Source organism: Agromyces neolithicus (genome assembly GCF_039529735.1).
Lineage (GTDB): Bacteria > Actinomycetota > Actinomycetes > Actinomycetales > Microbacteriaceae > Agromyces > Agromyces neolithicus.
Genome location: NZ_BAAANJ010000001.1, coordinates 150,586 through 173,449, shown reverse-complemented (window position 1 = coordinate 173,449; position 22,864 = coordinate 150,586). Strand labels below are relative to the sequence as shown.

The 22,864-nt window shown below is 69.4% G+C and carries 17 protein-coding genes; 7 read left to right on the top strand and 10 right to left on the bottom strand.

The genetic code is table 11. The features are described 5' to 3' along the window. Positions 1–49 precede the first annotated feature (49 nt). The 4 genes from ABD164_RS00790 to ABD164_RS00775 all read right to left on the bottom strand — a co-directional run bounded on the left by ABD164_RS00790 (position 50) and on the right by ABD164_RS00775 (position 10,361). On the bottom strand, positions 50–283 hold the full coding sequence (locus ABD164_RS00790; protein ID WP_344292423.1) for a hypothetical protein: 234 nt from the start codon (positions 281–283) through the stop codon (positions 50–52). Between the two features lie 114 nt (positions 284–397). Beyond that, positions 398–1,228, bottom strand: a complete 831-nt coding sequence (locus tag ABD164_RS00785) for a shikimate 5-dehydrogenase (protein ID WP_344292421.1) — start codon at positions 1,226–1,228, stop codon at positions 398–400. A gap of 22 nt (positions 1,229–1,250) precedes the next feature. Continuing rightward, positions 1,251–7,286 (bottom strand): toxin TcdB middle/N-terminal domain-containing protein, encoded by a 6,036-nt coding sequence (locus ABD164_RS00780; RefSeq protein WP_344292419.1) that lies wholly within the window; start codon positions 7,284–7,286, stop codon positions 1,251–1,253. A gap of 9 nt (positions 7,287–7,295) precedes the next feature. Then, positions 7,296–10,361, bottom strand: a complete 3,066-nt coding sequence (locus ABD164_RS00775; RefSeq protein WP_344292417.1) for a SpvB/TcaC N-terminal domain-containing protein — start codon at positions 10,359–10,361, stop codon at positions 7,296–7,298. 266 nt (positions 10,362–10,627) lie between these two features. On the opposite strand from ABD164_RS00775, the gene ABD164_RS00770 reads away from it, so the two are divergent. Both ABD164_RS00770 and ABD164_RS00765 read left to right on the top strand, forming a co-directional pair. Next, complete coding sequence (locus ABD164_RS00770; RefSeq protein WP_344292415.1) at positions 10,628–11,833, top strand: AAA family ATPase; 1,206 nt, start codon at positions 10,628–10,630, stop codon at positions 11,831–11,833. A gap of 208 nt (positions 11,834–12,041) precedes the next feature. Continuing rightward, entirely contained in the window at positions 12,042–13,262 is a 1,221-nt protein-coding gene (locus tag ABD164_RS00765) for an MFS transporter (RefSeq protein WP_344292413.1), read from the top strand. A gap of 11 nt (positions 13,263–13,273) precedes the next feature. Here the strand turns inward: ABD164_RS00765 and ABD164_RS00760 are convergent, their stop codons facing one another. Then, positions 13,274–13,759 (bottom strand): DUF3817 domain-containing protein, encoded by a 486-nt coding sequence (locus ABD164_RS00760; protein WP_344292411.1) that lies wholly within the window; start codon positions 13,757–13,759, stop codon positions 13,274–13,276. A 129-nt stretch (positions 13,760–13,888) separates the two neighbouring features. Here ABD164_RS00760 and ABD164_RS00755 point away from each other — a divergent pair, with 129 nt between their 5' ends. From ABD164_RS00755 to ABD164_RS00740, 4 genes are all read left to right on the top strand, one after another. Then, the gene (locus ABD164_RS00755; protein ID WP_344292409.1) at positions 13,889–14,608 is read left to right on the top strand and encodes a flavodoxin family protein; all 720 of its coding nucleotides are present in this window, start codon (positions 13,889–13,891) and stop codon (positions 14,606–14,608) included. A 20-nt stretch (positions 14,609–14,628) separates the two neighbouring features. Beyond that, positions 14,629–14,997, top strand: coding sequence for a DUF1801 domain-containing protein (locus tag ABD164_RS00750; protein WP_344292407.1), 369 nt, complete (start codon positions 14,629–14,631; stop codon positions 14,995–14,997). Positions 14,998–15,175: 178 nt separating this feature from the next. Next, entirely contained in the window at positions 15,176–15,616 is a 441-nt protein-coding gene (locus ABD164_RS00745) for a Fur family transcriptional regulator (protein ID WP_344292405.1), read from the top strand. A 78-nt stretch (positions 15,617–15,694) separates the two neighbouring features. After that, positions 15,695–17,155, top strand: a complete 1,461-nt coding sequence (locus ABD164_RS00740; protein WP_344292403.1) for a catalase — start codon at positions 15,695–15,697, stop codon at positions 17,153–17,155. A 59-nt stretch (positions 17,156–17,214) separates the two neighbouring features. On the opposite strand, the gene ABD164_RS00735 is transcribed toward ABD164_RS00740, so the two are convergent. From ABD164_RS00735 to ABD164_RS00720, 4 genes are read right to left on the bottom strand one after another with little or no spacing between them, the layout of a single operon-like run. Next, positions 17,215–17,550, bottom strand: a complete 336-nt coding sequence (locus ABD164_RS00735; protein WP_344292401.1) for a hypothetical protein — start codon at positions 17,548–17,550, stop codon at positions 17,215–17,217. Between the two features lie 22 nt (positions 17,551–17,572). Continuing rightward, a complete protein-coding gene (locus ABD164_RS00730) occupies positions 17,573–18,478 on the bottom strand; it encodes an ATP-grasp domain-containing protein (RefSeq protein WP_344292399.1) in 906 nt (301 codons plus the stop codon). Positions 18,479–18,483: 5 nt separating this feature from the next. After that, complete coding sequence (locus tag ABD164_RS00725; protein WP_344292397.1) at positions 18,484–19,347, bottom strand: hypothetical protein; 864 nt, start codon at positions 19,345–19,347, stop codon at positions 18,484–18,486. Positions 19,348–19,359: 12 nt separating this feature from the next. Beyond that, a complete protein-coding gene (locus ABD164_RS00720; RefSeq protein ID WP_344292395.1) occupies positions 19,360–21,297 on the bottom strand; it encodes a M6 family metalloprotease domain-containing protein in 1,938 nt (645 codons plus the stop codon). 170 nt (positions 21,298–21,467) lie between these two features. Here ABD164_RS00720 and ABD164_RS00715 point away from each other — a divergent pair, with 170 nt between their 5' ends. Beyond that, entirely contained in the window at positions 21,468–22,121 is a 654-nt protein-coding gene (locus ABD164_RS00715; protein ID WP_344292392.1) for a DUF6624 domain-containing protein, read from the top strand. Positions 22,122–22,154: 33 nt separating this feature from the next. Here the strand turns inward: ABD164_RS00715 and purQ are convergent, their stop codons facing one another. Then, positions 22,155–22,853 carry a phosphoribosylformylglycinamidine synthase subunit PurQ gene (gene purQ / locus ABD164_RS00710; RefSeq protein ID WP_344292390.1) on the bottom strand — a complete coding sequence of 233 codons (699 nt, stop codon included), beginning with the start codon at positions 22,851–22,853 and terminating at the stop codon, positions 22,155–22,157. Positions 22,854–22,864 lie beyond the last annotated feature (11 nt).

Genomic DNA, 22,864 nt, shown 5'->3' with positions numbered 1-22,864 from the left:
CCTGTCGGTCGAGTAGCGACGCAGGAGAGTATCGAGACCCGCGTGACGCTCAGCCGCGGTCGATGCCGAAGGTGTGCTTCACGAGTGCCTGCACATCGCGGTCGAGGGCGTCGATGCGCCGGTTGACGCCCGCGAGTTCCGCGATGATCTCGCCGCGGAGGCCGCCGATCTCGCTGCGGATCACGCGGACGAACATCGTCGCAACAAGGGTGATCACCCCGAACAATGCGGCAGCGAACACCCCGATGAGTGTCCACACCTGCGGTTCGTTCAACTCGATCACTCCTTCATCTTGCGCCTGTCCGGGCAAGGATTCCAGTGGCGAGGCGGTGGGAGCGAGAATTCGCACGAGAAGCACAGAGATTCACATCGTGGCCGCGTGTGGAGGAGGAGTCGGCTACTCGGCGCGCGAGAACGCCGCCGCGCGGGCGATCTGCTCGGGCGTGATTGACACGCCCGTGTAGCGCTCGAACTGTGCGGCGGCCTGCATCGCGTGCACCTCGGCGCCCGAGATCACCGTCTGGCCCGCGGCGCGGGCGGCGACGATGAGCGGCGTCTCGGCCGGGAACGCCACGACATCGAACACGACGGATGCCGCGGCGATGAGCTCGAGCGAGAAGGCGAGGGCCGAGGCATCCGCCCCCTGCATGCCGAGCGGAGTGACGTTCACGATGACGTCGAAGACGCGGGCAGGGTCATCCGCCGCCGGCTCATCGGCGACCCACGCGTACCCGTACTTCGCCGCGAGCGCCGGCCCGGCGGCCGCATTGCGCGCGAGCACCGTGACGTCGTCGAATCCCGCTGCGCGGAACGCGGCGACGACCGCGTTCGCCATGCCGCCCGATCCGCGCACGAGCACGCGCGACGCCGGGTCGAGCGAGTGCTCGGCGATGAGCCCCGCGATCGCCTCGTAGTCGGTGTTCGACGCCGTGAGCACACCGTCGTCGTTGACGATGGTGTTCACCGACTCGATCGCCGCCGCCGAATCCTCAATCACGTCGACGAGCGGGATGACCGCCTCCTTGAACGGCATCGAGACGCTGCATCCGCGGATTCCGAGGGCACGGATGCCGCGCACTGCGCCTTCGACGTCGTCGGTCGTGAATGCCTTGTAGATGAAGTTCAGGCCGAGTTCGTCGTAGAGGAAGTTGTGGAACCGCGTGCCGAGATTCGACGGGTGACCGGCGAGCGAGATGCAGACCTGCATGTCCTTGTTGAGGATGGGCATGCGCTCATTGTCTCGCGCGGGGTCACTTGAACTTGCGCAACGTCTTCTTGGCGTCGCCGTATGGGGCCTGGATCGACAGCTTCTTCGTGTTCTTGTCGTACTCGAAGAGCGCGTTCGGCTCCGCCTTGTCGGCCAGCTTGTAGTTCGCCTCCCAGCGCGAGTTCCAGCCCGGCAGAGGCTTCGACCCGAACTGCGCCTTCGCCTGCGCCACCACGGTGTCGGCCGTATCGGCCGTGAAGAGCTTCGCCTTGAGCTTCATCGGTCCGGCCTGCTGCTGGTTTTGCGTCGAGGGCTTGCCCACCTTTGCCTTGGCGCCTGCCTTGACGGTCGCCGCTGCCTTCGCCGTCGGTCCGGCGGCCGCGGCAGGCTTCGCAGCGACGGCTGCGGCGCGACTGGCCTGCACCTTCGCGACGAGCTGGCCGATCTTCGACTTGAGCGCCGTAAACGGCCTTGCCACATTCTTCAGCACTGCGCCGAACCGGTCGCCGCCCGGGTCGACGAAGGCGAGGGCGTTGGCGCCCGCATAGGTGTATGCGGCGCGGAGGTCGGGCTGGCCGACCATCGCGGTCGGATCGTCGACCAGCGCCGGGTCGGGCGACGTGAAGAGCTCCCTGCGCGTGTCGTACCAGCGCTCGCCGAACGCGATGAGGTCGCGTCGTTCGTCGGCGTAGCCGCCGCCGTACTGGTACGGCGTTCGGTAGACGGTGCTCGACTCGTCGACCCAGACCTCCCCGGTCGGGAAGTACTCGTGGTGCTGGAACGTGTTGCCGTTCACATCGGTCAGCAGGTTCGTGCTCTCCTGCAGGTCGGTGTGGATCCAGTACCGCTGCCGCTCCTCCTGGTACGGGTCGTCGCCCGGATCGCGCTGGCTCGCGATCCGCTCGTCGTCGAGCCAGATGTGCTTGACGAGCTCGTTGCCGTTGCGCACCGTCGCCCACTCGTTGATGAACGCGGTCTCGCCGTTCGGCCCGCGCTCGATCGCCAGCCGGCCCGCGTCGTCGTAACGGTAGTCGGTCGAGGTGTTGCCGTCGATGACGCGCGTCATCCGGTCGGCTGCGTTCCACTCGATCTGCCGCACCCACCGGTCCCTCGAGTCGCTGATGCCGGTCAGGTTCCCGTTCGCGTCGTAGTGGTAGCGGTCGGCGCCCTGCGTGCTGACCTGGTGCGGGCGATCGGCCGAGTACGTTCGGTCGAACGAGTACGAGGTCTCCTTCTGCGCTTTGCCGTTGACCGTGTGCACCTGGGTCTTCGACTCGACGTTGCCGTCGTCGTCGTACGCGAGGTCGAACGAGTAGCGGTGGAGCTGCTTGGGCGCCTGCGCCCACTCGCCCGAGGCGAAGTCGAGGCGGTCGTAGCCGTCGTACTCGTATGTCTGCTTCACGACACCGCCGAAGAGACTCGCCACGTCGGCGGGGAGGTCGTTCGCGTAGGTCTTCGGATTGCCGACGAGGTCGTACGTGTAGTGGAGGTCCATCACCTCCTGGTAGTCGGGTCCGCGATCGCCGACACCACGGTTCGGCGAGACGGTACGGATGCCGGCGAGCCAGGTCGTGTCCGCCTCGTAGGTCCAGTCGGTCTCGACCCCGTTGCCGAGTGCGGTCGCGGTCGGCCGCAACAGCTCGTCGTAGCCGCGGTCGAGCACGTAGTCGTACCGGCGCATGACCGGGCGGTCGACGTAGATGGGTTCGCCGAACTCGTCGAAGCCGACCAGTTCGCGCTCGAGGCCTGGCTCGGCCCCGTATACGGACTGCGGGAGCCCGCCCGAGTCGTAACCGAAGTGGAGCGTCTCGTCGTCGGGGAGGGTGACATTCGTCAGTCGCCCGAGCGGATCCCTCGTGAAGCGCGTCGTCCATTGGAAGCGCTCCGGATCCGACACATCCGGCCCCCAGTTGTGCAGCTTCATCTCGGCCGTCTCGATCGCCACCTCGCCGAGCTCGTCGTACTCGCGGGTCAGGATGCGCGAGCCGTCCTCGATGCCCACGACACGCCCGGCGCCGCCGCCGTCGGCGGCCTCGCCGTACTCGTACCGCACCGACGGCGTGCCTTGGGTGTAGTCGATCGATACCAACCGGTCAAGCTCGTAGGCGTACCGCGTCGGCTCCTGCCCTGTGTCGCGCAGCTTCGGGGTGAGCTCGGTCGAGAGCCGCCCGACCGCGTCGTAGGCGAACTCCACGAGGCCGCCGTCGGGGGTCGTCGTCTCGGTGCGCTGGCCCATCAGGTCGTACGCGTGCGTCGTCGCTCGGTCGGCGTAGTCGGTCACCCCGACGAGCAGCCCGGTGCCGTCGTACTCGTACGAGGTCGTGCGTGCGATCTCGAGGGCCGGGTCGTCCTCGAAGGCACGGACGTTGCCGCGTACGTCGATCCATCCGGTGCTCACGCGGTTCCGCGGGTCGGTCTCGACCGCGGTCATGACCGTCACGCCGTCGACGGAGTCGAATCCGTACTCGGTCGTCGTGTCGCGCCCGCCGGGCTTCGCGACCGACGGCTCGATGCGCAGCGTCTCGCGATCGAGGAGATCCCAGGTGGTGGCGGTCTTCAGCGTCGCCGGCGCCGAATCCTCGAACTCCGTGGCGGATGCCGCAGTGTCGACGGTCGGGCGGTACTCCTCGATCGGACGCCCGAGCGAGTCGGCCACGATCCGGCCGTTCACGATCCGGGTGTCGACCGCCTGCCCCGCGTCATCCGTCACCCTGGCGTCGCGCTTGGTCTGGATGACGCGGCCGAGCCCGTCGACGAATTGGACCGTCTCGATCGCGTCCGGCTTCGGCGGAGCCGGCGACTGCGGAGCGCACGGGTCGTCCAGGGTCCGGTCGGGAGGCGTGGCGGAGGCGTCGTCGAGATGCGCCGCGACGCCGTACGAGTACCCGGACGTGCTCGGCGCGTACGCGTACTCCACCACGGCGCAGGCCTTCGGGTTGTCGACGCGGATGAGCCGGGCGAGCGAGTCGTAGGCGTAGCCGGTGACCAGCCCGCCGCCGTCCGTGCGAGTCCGCACCTTGCCGGCCAGCGGGTCGAAGGTCGCCTCGCTCGTGAGACCCACGCGCATGGGCGCAGGAGTGGTGTCGTCGTCGTAGTCGAGGAAGACCTGCGCCTCGTCGTCGGTGAAGTCGTACTCGGTCGTCTTCGCGATGTCGGAGTGGCGGTCCTCGTCCCACGCGTACTCCACGGCGTAGCGGATGCCGTCCGCGTCCTCGGGGTAGACCACGCGATCATAACTGCCCCACGAGTCGTACTGCAGGTCGGTGATGGCGACCGCGCCGTCGCCGTCGATGGATTCGACGAGGTGCGTGACCGATTGGTTGTTGCAGAGGTCGACGGATCCGTCGACGCGGCGGTAGTCGACGCGGTCGGCGCCGGTCTTGCCGTTGCTCTCGGTCAGGATCGCGGGGGTGTGCACCCAGGTGGGGCAGACGTCCGCGGACCACAACGGCGAGGGCCGGTCGGGTTGCGGCGGGCACTGCGGGTCCATCGACGACGAGATGCCGCAGTCGGACCACACGATCTCGGTCAGCAGGTCGTCGTCGGGATCCTCGAGCTCGGCGTGGTCGTGCGTGCGGAGGGCGTCGCCGTACCCGTCGTAGACGTAGGAGGTATGGGTCTCCTGCCGCACGATGCCCGCATCGTCGTGGAAGCGGGACTCGTCCTCGACCATGAGCGCGGCGATGGAACGCCCGAGGGCGCCGGACGCCGTGAGGTCGCCGAGGTCGCCCAGGTCAGCGAGCGCGACCGGGTCGACGGCCTCGACGGGCGAGAAGTCGCCCGGCACGTCCCGGATGTCGCGGAACGCCCACTGCTGCACGGAACTGCGCAACGCCGTCCCTGCGGCATCTTGGACCGTCTCGGAGGTCTGCAGTCCGGCCACGAAGACGTTGTCGTTGAGGTACGTGCGCACCGTCGATCGCTGCACCGACCCGTCGGTCGGGTCGAGTTCATGCGCGGTGACCTCCGCGAACCCGAGGGGCTGTCGGAACAGCCGGTCGAACTTCGGGTCGTCGTACTCGTACTCGAACGCGAGGTCGTTCGCGTCGGTATCGGTGCGTCCGTCGTCGAGCCGCACCTCCGCCATCGTGAACACCGACCCGGGGTGGTCGCGCTCGTTGCCCTCGCGGTCGTACCCGATCTCGATCGTTCCGCCGATCGGGTTGTGCACGGCCGCGAGCAGGTTCGTCTCGCCGTGCTTGTTCAGCCGGGCCGTGACGTTCTCGTCGCTCCTCGACGAGAGCGAGTCGGGGAACCCGTCGCCGTCGATGTCCTCGAGCGTGACCTCGCTCGCGCTGAGCGAGTTCTGGTACGAGGCGCCCGGGTTGATGACGAGGTAGCACAGGGGCGACGGCAGGCAGAGCGGCCCGATGTAGAGCGTGAAGTCGAAGCCGCCGCCGATGCTGTCGCTGCGGTCGAAGCTCATCTGCTGGCCCTGCGGCGCGCCGGAGATGTCGGAGGCGACCACGAAGTCGCCGTAGGGCTTCGGCACGGTGAAGCTCGAGCCCGTGCCGTACTGCACCATGGGGCTGCCGCTCGTTCCGAGCTGGTGGAGCTTGTCGAGGATGCCGTCGCCGTTCACGTCGATCCAGGCGTACTGCGAGCGGTCCCAGTCCCAGTTCAACGCGAGCCCGCCTGAGAACTCACCGACCGGCGTGGAGAATCCGGCGCTCAGCGACGCGCCGCTCGAGGTCTGCGTCTCGAATCCGCCGGTCGCGATCTGCACCGCCGCAGGCGCGAATCCGTAGCCCAGGTTGTAGTTCACGAACACGCCGTCGCCGTTCGCGACGACCCGGTCGGGCAGTCCGTCGCCGTTCACGTCGGCGAACTCCTGCTCGAGGATGGCGGGGTCGTCGTCGCCGCCCTTCTCGCCGATGTCCGCGAGGCTTCCCCCGTGCTTCGCCGTCGGGCCGGCCGGGTCGTGCCCCTCGGACTCGTTCGGGTTGGTCCAGCTGAAGTTCGCGTCGCCGCCGAAGCTGACCCCCGGGCTGCCGGCGAGGCCCGAGTCGCTCGAGTTCGCCTGCTGCCCGCTGGTCGCAGACGACGACTTCGTGCCGGTGCCGCTCGAGCCGTTGTTCTTCGTCCCGTTGGTGTTGCCCTTGCTGGTCGGCTTGATGTCGAGCAGGCCGGCCGAGAACCCGGCCTGGGCGCTCACGGTGAAGTTCTGGCTCGTGTAGTCGACCAGCGGGGCCGGGATCTCCGTCTTGGGCAGCAGACCGCCGCGCGGCCCGGTGTATTGGATGAGGCCCCGGCGGATGGAGTCCGGGAACCCGTCGCCGTTCATGTCCTGGTAGTCCTGGTAGCCGAAGCTCGGGCCGACGCCGACGGATCCACCGAGCGGGCCGAGCCCGACCGCGAGCGACACCGATGGGCCGGCGACGCTCAGTCGGGTCATCAGCGCGCCGAGCGTTCCGCTGCCGGCCGCGCCGCCGCCGCCCGGGGCGCCGGCTGTTCCACCGATCGCGATGCTGTCCGCGCCGAGCCGCGAGGAGCGCATCGACTCGGCCCCCGCGGCGAGATTCGTGCGCGGTCCCTGCCATTGCGCTCCCGCGAGCGGAGTCGGGGGGCACGTGGCGACCTGGGAGCCCGGCGTCGGCTGGCAGGCGAGCACGGGCGGTTCGACGACCGGCACATAGGCGTGCGCGGGGTCGGGCTCCGCCGCCTGCGCGTTCACGTCGTCGACGCTCTGCGGTCCGCCGATCCCCGTGCTCGCCTGCACCGCGTCGGGGTCGAGGACGAAGCCGGACTCCACGATCGGGGTGGTGGCGCGCGCACCGGCGGCCGTGTAGCCGGCGACAGCCCAGCCCCGGTAGGGGAGCGCGAAGTAGCCCTGCGGTCCGGTCCAGTGCACGGTGACCGGTGCGTCGACGACGGCGAGATCTCCGCCGACCGTCGACGGCCGGAGGTCGAGCTGCTCGAATTCGACGAACTCGAGATCTGCGGTGCTGCTGAACGTCAGGTCGATCCAGTAGTCCTTGTCCTTGTCGAGCTCGACGTCGAGGTCGAGGAAGTGGTCTCCAGCCGTCGGCGTGAACGACTGCTTCGCCACCAGAGCGCCGGCGGACTTGATCGTCAGCACTGCTTCACCCTACGTGTGGCCGGGCGGGGACGTCGGCAGGGGCGTGCCGGTGCTGACGAGTTCCACGTTCGCGTCGACCTTGCCCGTGGCGTCGGGCGACCAGGACTCGGAGACGCCGCCGTCGTCCATCGGGTAATGGTCGACCTCAGGGGGGAGGTCGATGTTGAGGTTCGTGACGTCGACGGGGTCGCCCTCGCGGTCGAACGCCGACACGTAATCCAGCCTCGGCTGCCAGTCGAACGCGTGGAGGTCGATCGGCGAGTCGACGTCGAGCCACGCCGACACCCGGTCGGGACCGGCCTGGGGGTTCGGATCGGATGGCAGCTCCGGTGTCGCGACGTCGAACGCGGCCTCCACGACGATCGAGCCGATGAAGTCGGCCGGGATCACCACGTCGTTCTCGGTGGTCGTGGTCGCGGTTCCGCCGTCGGGGGTGCGGGTGACCTCGAAGCCGCTGACGTCGAGCGTGTCGACCTCATCCTTCTTGACCGTCCGGGCGCGCTGCAGTTCCAACTGCAGGTCGTCGGTCGTGGTCGCGGTCTTCTCGATCGTGCCGGTGAACTGCACCTCGCCGCCGAGCGGCATGCCGACCGCGGTGCCCGGCCGGCCGCTGAGCGTGAAGTCATGCGCCGAGTCGAATTCGACCTGCGAGAGGCCGTTGACGTCGAGCGGCACCGCGGAGAGTTGGTCGAACCCGTCGACCGCGAGGTACCGGATGACGGGCGCCCACGTCACCTCGTCCCCTACGCCATCGTCGATCGAGTTCAACCGGAAGTAGAGACGATCGCCAGCCGAGACCTTCTGCTCGACCTTCGTTGTGAAGGCGGACTGGCCGATGCCCAGCGTCGCCGGGTCGTCGAGGTCGGTGACGCCGTCGGCCGTGCCGTGTTCGAGCGAGACGCGCACGCCGTCGACCGACGTGCCGACGAGCGTCACGGGTGCGTCGATCTCGACGGTGCCGTCGAACGGTGCGATCCAGCGGCGAACGGTGTCGATGAGCGGTGACTGGGCGGCGAGCCGCCCGCGGATCGCCTCGATCTCGGGGTCCACCCCCGTGGGAGTCTCGCCGTCGATGATCGGCACGTACGTGCCGGCGCTGCCCTCGCTGAAGGTCGGCACGCCGTTCACGAGCTTGTTGAACAGCACCTTCGATCCGGTGATGAAGTCGGGCAGACCGTCTGCGTTCACGTCGAGGAAGTACGCGTCGCCCCACGCCACCGACGCGCCGACTCCCAGCGCAACGGTGACGATCGGGTACGCCTCGCCCGAGATCTGGAAGGAGAGCTCGCTCTCACCCGAGAGCCGGTCGAGGCCCGAGATCGTGTTCGTGGATGCCGGGCTGAACATCGTCCCGCCGTCGGGGCCGCTCTGGTTCAGGCGGAACTTCACCCCGCCGCCCTTCACGGCGAACACCTTATCGGGCAGGCCGTCGCCATCGAGGTCGATCCACTCGCTGATGGCGTCGGTTCGGCCGCCGCCGACCTGGAACGACCCGCCGAACGATCCGGTCTTCTGCGGGAACGCGGTCGGGTTGAACCCGATGTAGGCATGACCCTCCGCGGAGTTCGACGTGGACATGCCCAGCGCGCTGCCCTGCGCGTCGACGTCGAGCATCGCGCGCGGCTCGATGTCGATGGCGTCGCCGGTGTCCCAGGCCTGCTCCGCGGTGTCGAACCCGCTGTACTCGCCGGCGCCGTCGGTCACGAGGTCGTGGTAGTCGAACGTGTGCGTCGCGGATGCCGCCGGGTCGACGCCCTGCACGACCGCCGAGAGCAACGACTTGCCGAACGGACCCGCCACGTAGTCGAGCCGGTATCGAGCGGCGACCTGGTCGTGGGTGCGCGCGAAGCGGCTCGGTCCGAGTTCGGGTCGGGCGGGATCGAAGGGGCGGTTGGCGTAGGCGCCGTCCTCGACCGGGTCGAAGTCCGGGTTGACGACGACGTCGCCGTATCGCACCTCGATGTAGGCGAGTCGTTCGGCGACCAGGTCGAGGTAGCGGCCCGTCGCATCGAGGATCGTGTCGGCTCGCAGCGTCGGGTCGGCATCAGCCGTGACCGGGTCGGGGTCGGTCTCGAGGATGAACTTCACCTGGTAGGCGGGGTCGGCCGGCTCGCCCGACGCCTGGGCGGCACCGGTGTACGAGATCGAGTCGAGGTAGGTGTGACGCGCGCACAGCACGGTGTCCGAGTCGACGCAGGAGTCGTTCCGGACCCACTTCCCCTCCCACTTGTATGTGCGCGTTCGGTAGTCGTACGTCATCGTGTTCACGCCGACGTCGCGCTCGGCCGAGAGCAGCCAGCGCACCTGGTTCCCGTTCTCATCGGTGACGATGGCGTCGCGGTCGATCACGGGGGGCACGGAGATGCGGTCGTCGTCGTTGTCCGAGTTCGGGTCGTCGATCGTCCCGTCGGGCCCGCCGCCGTCGAGCGTGCCGCCGTACCACCGCACGCCGCCGTTCTTGTCGCGCACCTCCCAGAAGTAGTCGTCGGGGCCGCCGTTGCCGGCCTCGTGCCGGATGATCCGCTCGTAGTCGCCCTCGACCTGGTGCGTGTAGTCCTCGCGGTCGCCCCGCACGCGCGGCTCCCAAGCGTCGCCGAGCGCGTTCGGCACGAGCATCGCGCCGTCGAGCAGGTAGCTCTCGCTCTCGCGAGCCGCGTCGAAGTGCGGCGCGCCGAAGGCGGTGTCGACCGAGATCTCGCCGACCGAGAGGTCCCACCCGAGACCAGTCCAGCCCTCGCCTCCGTCGGAGTCGTACTCGAGCGAGAGCTCGGGCATGAGTCCGCGGCCCCCGGGGATGACAAGCGGGTAGCTGAGGTGCGCGCCGCCGTCGCTCGACGGCGTCGGCGCGCCGACGAGCGAGAGTCCCTCCGCGGCATCCGCGTACTGGAGCCAATCGACGTTGCCGTCGCCGAGGTCGGCCGGGGTCACCTGCTCCTCCCGCGGGAGGATCTGCCCGTCGTCGCCGGCGGCGCCGCCGCCGAGCAGTTCGGCGGCCACGGCGGCCGTGCCGGCGACGAGTGCCACCGTTGCGACGATCGCGATGACGAGCCTGCGCTGGGTGCGATGACGAGACACGGGGTGCCCCCTTCCGACGAGCGGCACGGAAGCACCGTTGCTTCCGCGCACGAGGCCAGTCGACACCCGGACAGGGCTGCATGTCCTTACAGAGTTCTTCGAGTCGCTTCAAGAGACGGCCTGGGGAGCCCGCCGGCGCGCGAGAACACCCCCGAAGGGGGAGTGTGTCGGCGAACCGCCTGACCAATACGCTTCGAGGAGGCGGGTCCCTACGCCCCGTCGAGCGCGCGGCCGGGTGTGCGCCGTGCATGCGATCGGCTAGGGATATGGATGCGTCGGAAAGCAGCACCGAGGGCTTGGTCGCACCAACGCCGTTCTGCTTCGCCGAGTACTGCTTCGATGCGTCGAGCCGTCTGCTGACTTCGCCATCGGGCACCGTCCAGCTCCGGCCGAAGACCGCCGGCGTGCTCGCGTACCTCCTCGGCCGGGCCGGCGCGGTCGTGTCGAAGTCCCGGCTGATCGGGGCGGTCTGGGGTGAGGCCGTCGGCGATGACGCGCTCGCGGTCTGCGTGAACGAGCTTCGTCGCGCGCTGCACGACGTCCCGCACGCGCCTCGGTTCATCGCCACCGCGCACGGCGTCGGCTACCGCTTCGTGGTCCCTGTCTCGGTCGGCGTCCTCCCGGGCCGGCCCGACGCGTCCCTCGTGGCGGGTCGGTCGGCGGAGCTCGGGCGAATGGATGAATGGTGGTCGCAGGCGACCGCGGGCACCCGCCGCGTCGGCTTCGTCGCCGGGGAGACCGGCGCCGGCAAGTCGGTGCTGCTGGGCGCGTACGCGGCCCGGGTCGCCGACCGGCCCGACGTGTTCCTCGGCGAGGGCAGGAGCATCGCGCAGGCCAGCGATTCTGAGGCATTCCTGCCGTTTCTCGACGCGTTCGAGGCGATCTGCCGACGACCGGGCGGGAACGCCGCGATCGAGGTGCTCTGGACGCATGCGCCCTCGTGGCTGCTGCAACTGCCGGGCCTGCTCTCCGACGACGCGATCACGCGCCTGCGAGCCCGAGCCTCCGACGGATCCCCGGCCCGCATGCTGCGGGAGGGGGCGGGCGCGCTCGAGACGCTCGCCGCGCGCGGACCGGTGGTGCTCGTTCTCGACGACCTGCATGCGGCCGATCCGGCGACCTGCGAGATGCTCGCATTCCTCGCCCGGCGACCGGCGAGGGCGCGCCTGCTGGTGATCGGGGCCTATTGCGACGACGGACTGCCGCGCTGGTCACCGTTCGCCGCCGTGCTCGAGGCCCTACGAAAGAGCATGGCCTGCGAGCACCTGGATCTGGCACCCTTGACACGCGAGGGCGTGCGTGAGTTCGTGGCCGGATGCCTCGCGCCGGTGGAGCCGACGCCAGACCTGGTCGACTCGCTGCACCGGCGAAGCGGCGGGCGGGTGCTTCACCTCGCGCGGCTCATGAGGGGCATGCATGAGGGCGCAGTCAGGGTGATCGACCAGCCGTCTCCGCGTCCGGGCGTGCGATGACGTGGGCAGGGTTCCGCCGGATGCTCCGGGCGCGGTGTGCGACGGATGCTCCGAGGGCGACGCAGGCGCTGTCCCGGTAGACTGGCCCGTGGTCGCCGCATCCCGGTGGCCCTGGGCGCGCACATCGGCGCGCAGTCGACCCGCCGTCGTGCGCCATGCGGAGCCCCGCACCGCGCCCGCGGGAGACGCTCTTCCGCTCAGGTTTCACATGACGTCGTCAACTCCCGTCACTCCCATCCCCCCGCACGACCCGGCCACCGCACCCCCCTTCCCATGGGTCGGGCTGCTCGTGCTCGCCGCCGCCGTGTTCCTCTCGGTCACGATCGAGATGATCCCCACCGGGCTGCTGCCCGACATGAGCCGCGACCTCGGGGTGAGCGAGCCGCTCATCGGCCTGCTCGTGACCGTGTTCGCGGCCACGGTCGTGGTACTCACCGTGCCGCTCTCGGCCCTCACGAAACGCGTGCCGCGGCGCACCCTCATCGTGATCGCACTGGCCGTGCTGGCCCTCAGCTGCCTGCTCACGGCGATCGCCCCGAACTACCCCACCGTCGTCGCCACCCGCATCGTCGGCGGCGCCGCGCACGGCATCTTCTGGTCGGTCGTCGGCGCCTACGCCGGGCATCTCGTGCCGAAGGAGCAGCTCGCCCGCGCCGTCTCGATCAGCGTCGCCGGCGGATCGCTCGCGTTCGTGCTCGGCGTTCCGCTCGGCACGGCCCTCGGCCAGGCGTTCGGCTGGCGCCTCGCGTTCGCCGCCATCGGCGCGCTCACGCTGGTGGGTGCGGTGCTCGTGCAGCGGTACCTGCCGCCGGTGCGGCATCATGCCGGCGAAGCGGATGCCCCTCCGCTGCGCCTGCGCTCGGACCCGACGTTCGTCTCGGTCATCGTCGTGTGCCTGATCACGTCGGTGACGATGGTGGGTACCTACACCTTCTACACCTACGTGGCGCCGTTCATCACCGACGTCATGGCGATGCCGGCGAGCGCGATCAGCCCGATGCTGCTGGCATACGGCATCGCGGGCGCCCTCGGCCTGGTGCTCGCGGGCACTGTGCTCGGCCGACGCCCCACGATCGGGCTCACGGTGGCGCTGCTCGCGACCGCGCTCGGCGTGGCGCTGCTCGCCCTGTTCCCGCAGGTGCCGCTCGTCGGTGTCGCGGCGTTCCTGCTCTGGGGCACCGCGTTCGGCGCGCTGCCGCCGCTGCTCAACACGCGGCTGCTGCACTCGGCGTCGGCGCGCATCCGCGACGCTGCGGCGTCGTTCTACACGACCGCGTTCAACGTCGGCATCGGCGGCGGCGCGCTGCTCGGGGCCGTGCTCTACGGCGTCATCGGACTCGGCGGGCTGCCGTGGGTGTTCGTGACGCTGCTGTTGTGCTCGACGACAGCGCTCGTGTGGACCGCGCTCGTCAACCGCGTGCACCGCTGAAGGCTCGCTCCTCAGCCCACCTGAGGCGGGCCGATGACGAGCAGCGCCGAGAACACGACGGCGATGCCGGCCACCGCGACCACGGTCAACAGGATCGGACGGGCGAGGAACCAACGGAGCATCCGATTCACCCAGTTCTCGTCGGCGGGGTGATCGCCGGCCTCGAGGCGCCAGTCGCCGTCGAGGTGGCCCTTGCGCACGAGCCACGCCTCGAACGGCACGGTCGCATACGGCACGATCGCCGTGAGCACCGCGAACGCGATGCGGCCGACGTTCCAGCGCTGGTTGACGCCCACGAGCACCGCCGAGAACGCGTACGCGAGGAACACGAACCCGTGGATCGAGCCGCCGACGAGCACCGCCCACTCGACACCCGCGGCGTACTTCAGGATCATCGCGGCGATGAGGATCGTCCACGTCACCGCCTCGGCGAAGGCGAGGCCGCGGTAGAGGCGCTTGGGGGTCACGGGGGTGGCGACAGGGGTCACGACGGTCACGGATGCTCCAGAGTTCGGGATGCTTCCATGCTCTCAGGCCGCGCTGGGGGCGCGCATCGAACGAATGATTGATCTCGATCATCTCGATCATCTCGATCGTGAGGAGCCGTCGCGAGTAGCATCGGGCCCATGGCAACGACGCCGCAGTTCGACGATCTCAGGGCGCTCTTCATCAACTGCACGCTCAAGCGAAGTCCCGAGCCCAGCCACACCCAGGGCCTTATGGATGCGAGCGTTGCGCTCATGCGGGCGAACGGCGTGAGCGTCGATACGATCAGGTTCATTGATCACGACGTCGCCACCGGGGTCTATCCCGACATGCGAGAGCACGGATGGCCCACCGACGCGTGGCCCGATGAGATCTGGCCGCTCGTCGAGGCATCCGACATCCTCGTGATCGGCGGGCCGATCTGGCTGGGCGACAACGGTTCGGTCACCCGCAAGCTGATCGAACGGCTGTACGCCATGAGCGGGGAGCTCAACGAGCAGGGCCAGTATGTGTACTACGGCAAGACCGGCGGCGCGATCATCACGGGCAACGAAGACGGCGTGAAGCACTGCGCGACGTCGATCCTCTACAGCCTGCAGCACATCGGCTACACGATTCCGCCGGGCGCCGACGCCGGCTGGATCGGCGAGGTCGGGCCGGGCCCGAGCTACCTCGACCCCGGATCGGGCGGCCCCGAGAACGAGTTCACCAACCGCAACACGACGTTCATGACCTACAACCTGCTGAACGTCGCGCGGTTGCTGAAGGACGCCGGCGGGTTCCCCGCGATCGGCAACTCGCGCGCCGCGTGGAACGACGGCGAGCGCTACGGCTTCGTGCCGAATCCCGAGCATCGCTGAGTCGCGGGGGAGGCTTGAGCATGGGCAACCGGAGCCCGGACGTCGACGAGTGGTTCGCGGCGTACGACAACCCGCAGCGCGACCTCGTGCTCGCTGTGCGTGCCGCGGTACTCGATGCCGACGACCGCGTCAGCGAGACGATCAAGTGGAAGGCGCCGACGTTCGTCTACAAGGGCAACATCGCCTCGTTCTATCCGAAGACGAAGACGCACGCGAGCCTCATGTTCCACCGCGGCGCCGAGATCCCCGACCCTGACGGGCTGCTCGAGGGCGAAGGAGATGTCTCGCGCGTTGCCCGCTTCCTCGACGCCGACGATCTCGAGGTGAAGCGACTGGCGTTGCAGCAACTCATCCGGGCGTGGATCGCGTTGCAGGACGGCGAGGGCTGAGCGAGCCCGGTCGCGCGGGCGCCGAGCGAGAACGCGTGCACGCGTGGGATGCGGAGCGAGTCGGGTACGGTCACCGAATCGACCCGGTGGTCGAGGACGAGTCCGCGCCGCGCAAGTTCGGCCCCGAGGCATCCTCGGTGTTTTGAGTTATTCAAAACAACTCGGCTAGGATCGAGTCATGACCTCCTCGATCCCGGCCGTTCGCGACGAGGCATCCGCCCGTCTGCGCGCCGCCGGGCTCAAGGTCACCGAGCCGCGTCTCGCGGTGCTCGACGCGTTCACGCCCGGCGAGCACCTCGGCGCCGACGAGGTGTTCCGGCGCGTGTCGCGCTCGCTGCCGACCACGTCGCCGCAGGCGATCTACGGCGTGCTCGGGGCGCTCAGCGGCGCCGGCCTGCTGCGACGCATCGAGCCGGCAGGTTCCCCCGCCCTCTACGAGAGCCGCATCGGCGACAACCACCACCACCTCGTGTGCTCGTCGTGCGGCAAGGTGACCGACGTCGACTGCGTCGTCGGCGAGCCGCCGTGCCTGGCGCCGTCGGCGACCAACGGCTTCGTGCTGCACACCGCCGAGGTCACGTTCTGGGGCCTGTGCCCCGAGTGCCAGCCAGCCGGGTAGCTGGCCCATTCGACGACCGCCCGTCAGGGGCGGTGTTCGGCGTGCCCGCACGCCGATTCCCACCACGAGAGGAAATCGATGACCGAGTTCACGACCACCCAGACCGGAGCGCCCGTCGCGAGCGACGCGCACTCCCTCACGGCCGGGCCCGACGGCGCGACGGTGCTGCAAGACCGCTACCTCGTCGAGAAGCTCGCGCAGTTCAACCGCGAGCGCATCCCCGAGCGCATCGTGCACGCGAAGGGCGGTGGTGCGTTCGGTGAGTTCGTCGTCACCGAGGATGTCTCGCAGTACACCAGGGCCGCCGTGTTCCAGCCCGGCGCGACGAGCGAGCTGCTGCTGCGCTTCTCGTCGGTCGCGGGTGAGCAGGGCTCGCCCGACACGTGGCGCGACGTGCGCGGCTACTCGCTGAAGTTCTACACCACCGAGGGCAACTACGACATCGTGGGCAACAACACCCCGGTGTTCTTCATCCGTGACGGAATCAAGTTCCCCGACTTCATCCACTCGCAGAAGCGCCTGCCCGGTTCGGGACTGCGCGATGCCGACATGCAGTGGGACTTCTGGACCCTCTCGCCCGAGTCGGCCCACCAGGTGACCTACCTCATGGGCGACCGCGGCCTGCCGAAGTCATGGCGCACCATGAACGGCTACGGCTCGCACACCTACCAGTGGATCAACGCGGAGGGCGAGCGGTTCTGGGTGCAGTACCACTTCGTCTCGCGGCAGGGCGACCTCTACCTCTCGCCCGACGAGGCCGAGGCGATCGCCGGCGCCGACGCCGACTACTACCGCCGCGACCTGCACGAGGCGATCGAGCGCGGCGAGTTCCCGACGTGGGACGTGTACGTGCAGGTCATGCCCTATGAAGAGGCGAAGACCTACCGCTTCAACCCGTTCGACCTCACGAAGACCTGGTCGAAGAAGGACTACCCGCGCATCAAGGTCGGCCACTACACGCTGAACCGCAACCCGCAGAACTTCTTCGCCGAGATCGAGCAGGCGGCGTTCTCGCCGGCGAACATCGTGCCGGGCATCGACCTCAGCCCCGACAAGATGCTCATGGCGCGCGTGTTCTCGTACCCCGACGCGCAGCGCTACCGCGTCGGCACGAACTACAACCAGCTCCCGGTGAACGCGCCCCACGCCGCGCCCGTGCACAACTACTCGCAGGACGGCGCGCAGCGCCACGCGTTCAACCACCCCGACGTGCCCGTCTACGCGCCGAACTCGTTCGGCGGCCCGGTGGCCGATCCCGCTCGCGCGGGCGAGGGCAGCGGGGAGTCCGACGGCGCCCTGACCCGCGCCGCCGCGACGCTGCACGCAGAGGACGACGATTTCGGGCAGGCCGGCACGCTCTACCGTGAGGTGTTCGACGACGCGGCTCGGGCGCGGTTCCTCGTGACCCTCACCGGCCAGGGCGATGCGATCACGGTCGACGCGATCCGTGAGCGCTTCTTCCAGTACTGGACGAACGTCGACGCCGAGCTCGGCGCTGCGTTGCGCGCAGAGGTCGGCGACGAGGCATCCGCCGCGTAGCAGGCTGACGGATGTCGCGGGCGCCCGGTCTCGTCGTGAGGCCGGGCGCTCGCACGCGCTCAGCCGAACGGGGCGCCCGGATTCTCGGAGGCCTCATCCTCATCCGAAGGGTCCGGCTCGGCGGCGGGGCCCTTGACCGCAATGCGGTGCGGCCCCACGAGCTCGGCCTCGACGTTCCAGATGGCCTCGGCGGCAAGCTGCGGCGAAACCTGCGGCGGCACGATGGCCGTGTACTCCCGGCCGACGGCCTCGGCGAGGAGGTTCGGCCACCCCGGCAGCTCGGTCACGCGCTCGACACGAACGGTCTGGGTCGTCCACTCCGGGGCCGGCCCCGGCCGCGGGGGACCGATCGGGCGGCACTGCACGCCCGCCCTGTTCTCGATGGGCTGCACCATGTCGCCCTCCCCTCGGGCACCGTCATGCGGCGTCGCGACCAGCCAACCACGTGGCGAGCGACCGGGCAATCGGCAGGCCCGTCGGCTCCTCGAAGCAGTTGTAGGCGGGTGACGGGTTGACCTCGAAGCACCACCACTGCGCATCCTCGTCCCGCAGCAGGTCGATGCCCGCGAGGGGCAGCTCGAGTTCGTGCGCCAGGTCGACACAGCGCTCGCGAACCGCGTCGGGCAGATCGACCGCCGTCATCTGCGCCGCCTGCTCGCCCTCGGAGTAGCGGTAGTCGATCGTTCGGGAGCTCACCTCGCAGGCGTGGACATCCCGGCCCACGACGTGGACGCGCACGTTGACCCCCGTGAGCAGGCGCTGGAACTGGGTCGGAAGGGCGCGAACCCGGTCGAGGTCGTCGATCCTCGGCCCGGTGAGTTCGTGCACGATCGATCGGATGCCGCTGATCGACTTGTAGACGATCCGGCGGTGCTGACGGCGGAATGCCAGCACCTCCGCCGGGTCGCTCGTCACGATCGTCTCGGGCACGCCGAATCCTGCGGCTCTGATCAGGGCGGCCTGGTAGGGCTTGGATCCGTTGCTGCTCATCGGAGCAGGTCGGTTGGCCACCCTGAGCGGCGCCACGTCGGCCCAGGAGGCGAGCAGGCCGAGCGCCGCGACGTGGCGGGCCTCCCGGAGCGGATCCGCTGGAGCGCCGATGACCTCTGGCGACGTGAGACGCAGGTAGAGCCCGGTGGCGGCAGACAGGTCGACACGCCGGCCCTGCTGCATGACGTGGGCCCGGATGGCGCCGCCGTCGGCCTCCACCTCGAGCTGCCAATCCGCCGCCCGCTCCTCCTCGAGAAGGAGGACGTCGAGCCCGAGTATCGCCGCCTCGTCGAGGAGGAGTTCGACGGGGCCTTCGGTCGGACTTCCGGCCACGACGATCATGCGACTGCCCGTCCCCGGTGTGCCGAGGCCCGCAGCTCGAGGTCGGTCGCCACGGCGCGCAGGTGCGCGGCGCTCTGCAGCGCGGGGACCGGGCTGATGCCCACGACGACGACGCCCTCCCGGTCGGCCGGCCGGGCGAGCCGGATCTCGGCAAGCGGGAGTCCGACCGCCTCGGCCAACTGGCGAAGACGGTCAGCGAGGGCCGGCGGTGCGTCGACGAGACGGTCCCGGCAGACGAGCACCCGACGCCGTTCGGGCAGGAGTTCCTCGATCCAGAGCGCCGGTGCAGCAAGCGGGGGTCCCCCGTCGACGGGCGCGGCATCATAATCGCCCGGCACGACCCCGACCCACGGTCGACGGGTCGGGCCGGCGAGCCGTGCGCGGTCGACGCGTGCCGCGTCGGTCGCGAGCAGCACCGCCGGCGTCGCCAGGCCGACCGCGGCACATGCGCGCGCGACGCCCAGCAGGTCGGGTGCGCTGCCGCTGAGGCAGGCCGGGGTGGGTGGATTGACGACGATGTCACGCCGACTCCAGAGCCAGCTCAGCCCGAACGCGTGCATCTCGACGGCGGCGTACTCGTCATCAGCGGGGCGGCCGAACCTCCTCGGGCGCAACGTCGGCGTCCGGCAGAGGATGACGTCGTACGGTCGCTCCAACCTCCCACCCGCGTGCCGAGACACAGCTCTCTCGGCCGGGCCCACGCGCCCCGACTCGGGTGCGTGGAACACTGCATCGCGGGAGAACGCGAACTCGTCGGCGAGCGTGACCTCGCAGACGGTGCGCTGACGCAGGAGCGCGGCGATGGCCATCGCTCCCACGTCATCGCGCTGCGCCAGCAGCAGCACCGATGGGCGTGTCATCAGGTCGACCCGCTACTGGGGCGGCAGCGCGTCGAATGCGCGCTTCGCCTCGGCGGCGCCGGCCTCCATCGCCTCGCGAAGCGCACTCACGTCGGCGCCTCCGACCTGATGGCCGAGCTGCGGTCGTTCGTCGCCGCCGATGAAGGGCTCGGATGACATCAGGGCGTTCGCGTCCTGCTCGCCCCACGCCTGTCCGCCGCCGCTGTCGGCGGCGAACGCCGCGAGCAGCGCCTGGACGGCGGCCTCGAGCGATGCAAGTCGGGCCGAGATCTCGTCGGTGCCACTTCCGTACGCTTCGTGGGGGGTGTGCCCGACAGGCCATCCGGCCGCCTGCATCGGTGGGGGGCTCTCGAACGGCTTGCCGTCGGTGAACTTGTTCTCGCCGAACTCCTTGCCTTCCTTGCGCTCTTTGAACTCCTTGAACTCCTTGAATTCCTTGCGGGCCTCCTTGCGGTCCTTGAAGTCCTTGAACTCCTTCGGCCGCTCCTTGAAGATCTCCTTGCGGATCTCCTTCGTGGTGTCCTTCAGGTCCTTGGTCTCCTTCGGCGTCTTGGTGAGACAACGCACCCCGAGCTTGACGGTCATCGTCGTCGCCGACGTGGGGATGCTCGTCACCGACACACACGTGTTGGAACCTGCGTAGGACTTGCTGTTCGGTGTCGTCGACGACGAGAACGCCGTGTTCGACGCGCTGCCCGGATAGGGGTCCCCGCCGTCGCCGCGGTTGGCGTTGTTCTCGAGGTGACGCTGCCCGTCGGCCTGCACGAGGGCGACCTTGTAGTGCGCCTCGTTCTTGTTGTTGGCGATGGCTTCGTCGATGTGCCAGATGAGCAGGCCCTCGCCGGGCAGCGAGGCGTCGTAGCCGTCCTGCTGGCGATTCTCGACGAGGAAGTACTCGTTCCCGCCCGCCCCGTCTTTCCAAAGCCGGTAGGCTTTCCGGCTCGTCTTGACGTCGGTGACGGCGACGGTCGCGTTCGTCGCCTGGCTCACGAGGCTGATCCAGCCTTGGTTGGCCTTGCACCAGGCAGATGGATGTGTCGGGCGATCTCCGCCGAGCCCCCACGAGCCGCCGGCCATGAGGCACCAGTTGCCGATGCCCTCGGACGTGCCGTCCGTGTCGTAGAGGTCGGGCCAACCGAAGACCAGGTGGCCGATCTCGTGGGCCGATACGCCGATCTTCGCGTCTTCCGGGATCGTCAGGTAGGCGAAGATCTTCACTCCGTCGACGTTGCGCTCGGCGGGCACCACCCACTTGTGCGACCAGATGTCGGCCGAGCTGCCCGACTCCTCGGCACCGCGGCCGGCGTGCACGACGATGAAGGCATCGACGTACCCGTTGCCGTCGTTGTCGTAGGGCGCGAAGTCGACGTCTGCATCGGCGGCCGAGATGGCATCGTTCGCAAGGGTGCGGGCGTTGGGCTGCGTCACCTGAAGGCCGTTGTCGGCGCCGACGTAGGTCGCGAGCGTCTGCGGCATGCGGTACGGACCGACCACCTCCCCGGCGAGCGAGATGAGGCCGCCGGACACGTCGGTGAAATATTCTTTGACGCTGCCGTGCGTCAACTGCCCGGAGGAGAAGAAGAGCTCCTCGAATCGAGTCGCGGCCCCCGCAGCCATCTCCTTGTCGGAGAAGTCGACGAGCACGACGACGACACGAACCGTACCGCGCAGCGGCGCGCGGTCGAGTGCCGCCCGCTGCGCGACGGCTGCTGTCGTACCGGTTGGAAAGTACGTCCCCGGGTAGATCAGGCCGTCATTCAGCCCGACGTGCTCGGGCGGCCCACCTGGCATCAGCTGGTGCGAGAGCAACTCGGGCGCGCGCTTGCGCAGCCGCTCGAACTGCTCCTTGAGCTTGTCGTTGAGGTCCGGTGCCGGCGCGACGACGCACAGGTCGTCGACGTGGTGCACCGGAACGGTCAGCGGGCGTGCGAAATCACTGCGAATCTCCATGATGAATTCCCCCGATTCATGCTCCGCGATCGTCGCATCGAGGCGGTGATCCCCCCGATCACGGCGCTCCGCACGATACTCCTGAGCAATCCTCGTGTCGAGAGGGTTCTCCCTGAGTTGCCGTCGCCGAGGCGGGTGACGCACTGACTTCGGTCCGGCATAATCGACCTATGCGTGCGGCGGTGGTGGCGTGCCGGGTGGCGGCCGTCGTCGTCGTGGCCGGCCTGGCCCTCACTGGGTGCACGACGGGTGCCGGCGTCCCGACGAGCGCTCCCGTATCGTCGGCCGCGTCGTCGGCGCCGCCGCTCATGCCGGCAGGGGCCGATCCCGACGGGGCGCTTCGAGCCGAGTTGCTCGCCATGCTCGAACGCGACCAGGCAGGTCGCACGGGAGGCGTCGACGAGGAGGGCGACGCGCGCCGGATCGCCCGGCTGGCCGAGATCATCGACGAGCACGGCTGGCCGACGGTATCGGCCGTCGGCGAGGAGGCGGCGACCGCGGCATGGGCGATCGCGCAGCACGCAGACCTCGATCCGGAGTTCCAGCAACGGGCCCTCGAGTTGCTCGAACTCGCCGTCGAGGAGGGCGAGGGCTCCGCGGGCGACCTCGCGTACCTGACCGACCGCGTGGCCACGAACGCCGGTCAGCCGCAGACGTACGGCACTCAGATCGGGTGCGGGGCGGAGGGGCCGGTGCCCGGGGTGCCGATCGAGAACGAGGCGACGGTCGACGAGCGGCGCGCCCGAGCGGGGTTGCCGCCGATCGCGGAGTACTACGCGGAACTCGAGAAGATCTGTGCCGAGGACGTGCCGCCGACCGGGTGAGCGGATGCCGCGGCATCGGCTCGATCGGAGTCGCTACGCTTCGACGAGCGCCTGTCGAACGACGCTCGTGAAGAACCCGAGGCCGTCGACACCCGACCGCATCGCGGCAGGGGTGTCGGGGCCGAAGCCGGGCTCGACGGCGTGCTCGGGGTGGGGCATGAGCCCGACGACGTTGCCGCGCTCGTTCGAGATGCCGGCGATGTCGCGCAGCGACCCGTTCGGGTTCACGTCGACGTAGCGGAACACCACGCGCCCCTCGCCCTCGAGCCGGTCGAGCGTCTTGTCGGAGGCGATGAACCCGCCCTCGCCGTTCTTCAGCGGGATGGTGATCTGCTGCCCGGCCTCGAACTCGGCGGTCCATGCGGTCGATGCGTTCTCGACCGAGAGCACCTGGTCGCGGCAGATGAACGAGCCGTGGTCGTTGCGGATGAGCCCGCCTTCGAGCAGCCCCGCCTCGGTCAGCATCTGGAAGCCGTTGCAGATGCCGAGCACGGGCATGCCGGCGTTCGCGGCCGAGACGACCTCGGTCATGATGGGGCTGAGCGAGGCGATCGCGCCGCACCGCAGGTAGTCACCGTAGCTGAAGCCGCCGGGCAAGATGAGCGCGTCGACGCCCTCGAGATCGTGCGAGCCGTGCCAGAGCGCGACGGGCTCACCGCCCGCGAGTCGCACCGCGCGCTGCGCGTCTCGGTCGTCGAGCGAGCCGGGAAAGGTGATGACGCCGATGCGCATGTCGCCTGCCC

Bases quoted from the DNA above. Each gene is read 5' to 3' on its own strand.
- ABD164_RS00720 (WP_344292395.1), bottom strand. From the start codon at position 21,297: ATGGAGATTCGCAGTGATTTCGCACGCCCGCTGACCGTTCCGGTGCAC.
- ABD164_RS00785 (WP_344292421.1), bottom strand. From the start codon at position 1,228: ATGCCCATCCTCAACAAGGACATGCAGGTCTGCATCTCGCTCGCCGGT.
- ABD164_RS00740 (WP_344292403.1), top strand. From the start codon at position 15,695: ATGACCGAGTTCACGACCACCCAGACCGGAGCGCCCGTCGCGAGCGAC.
- ABD164_RS00745 (WP_344292405.1), top strand. From the start codon at position 15,176: ATGACCTCCTCGATCCCGGCCGTTCGCGACGAGGCATCCGCCCGTCTG.
- purQ (WP_344292390.1), bottom strand. From the start codon at position 22,853: ATGCGCATCGGCGTCATCACCTTTCCCGGCTCGCTCGACGACCGAGAC.
- ABD164_RS00735 (WP_344292401.1), bottom strand. From the start codon at position 17,550: ATGGTGCAGCCCATCGAGAACAGGGCGGGCGTGCAGTGCCGCCCGATC.
- ABD164_RS00715 (WP_344292392.1), top strand. From the start codon at position 21,468: ATGCGTGCGGCGGTGGTGGCGTGCCGGGTGGCGGCCGTCGTCGTCGTG.
- ABD164_RS00725 (WP_344292397.1), bottom strand. From the start codon at position 19,347: ATGACACGCCCATCGGTGCTGCTGCTGGCGCAGCGCGATGACGTGGGA.
- ABD164_RS00755 (WP_344292409.1), top strand. From the start codon at position 13,889: ATGGCAACGACGCCGCAGTTCGACGATCTCAGGGCGCTCTTCATCAAC.
- ABD164_RS00765 (WP_344292413.1), top strand. From the start codon at position 12,042: ATGACGTCGTCAACTCCCGTCACTCCCATCCCCCCGCACGACCCGGCC.
- ABD164_RS00770 (WP_344292415.1), top strand. From the start codon at position 10,628: ATGGATGCGTCGGAAAGCAGCACCGAGGGCTTGGTCGCACCAACGCCG.
- ABD164_RS00750 (WP_344292407.1), top strand. From the start codon at position 14,629: ATGGGCAACCGGAGCCCGGACGTCGACGAGTGGTTCGCGGCGTACGAC.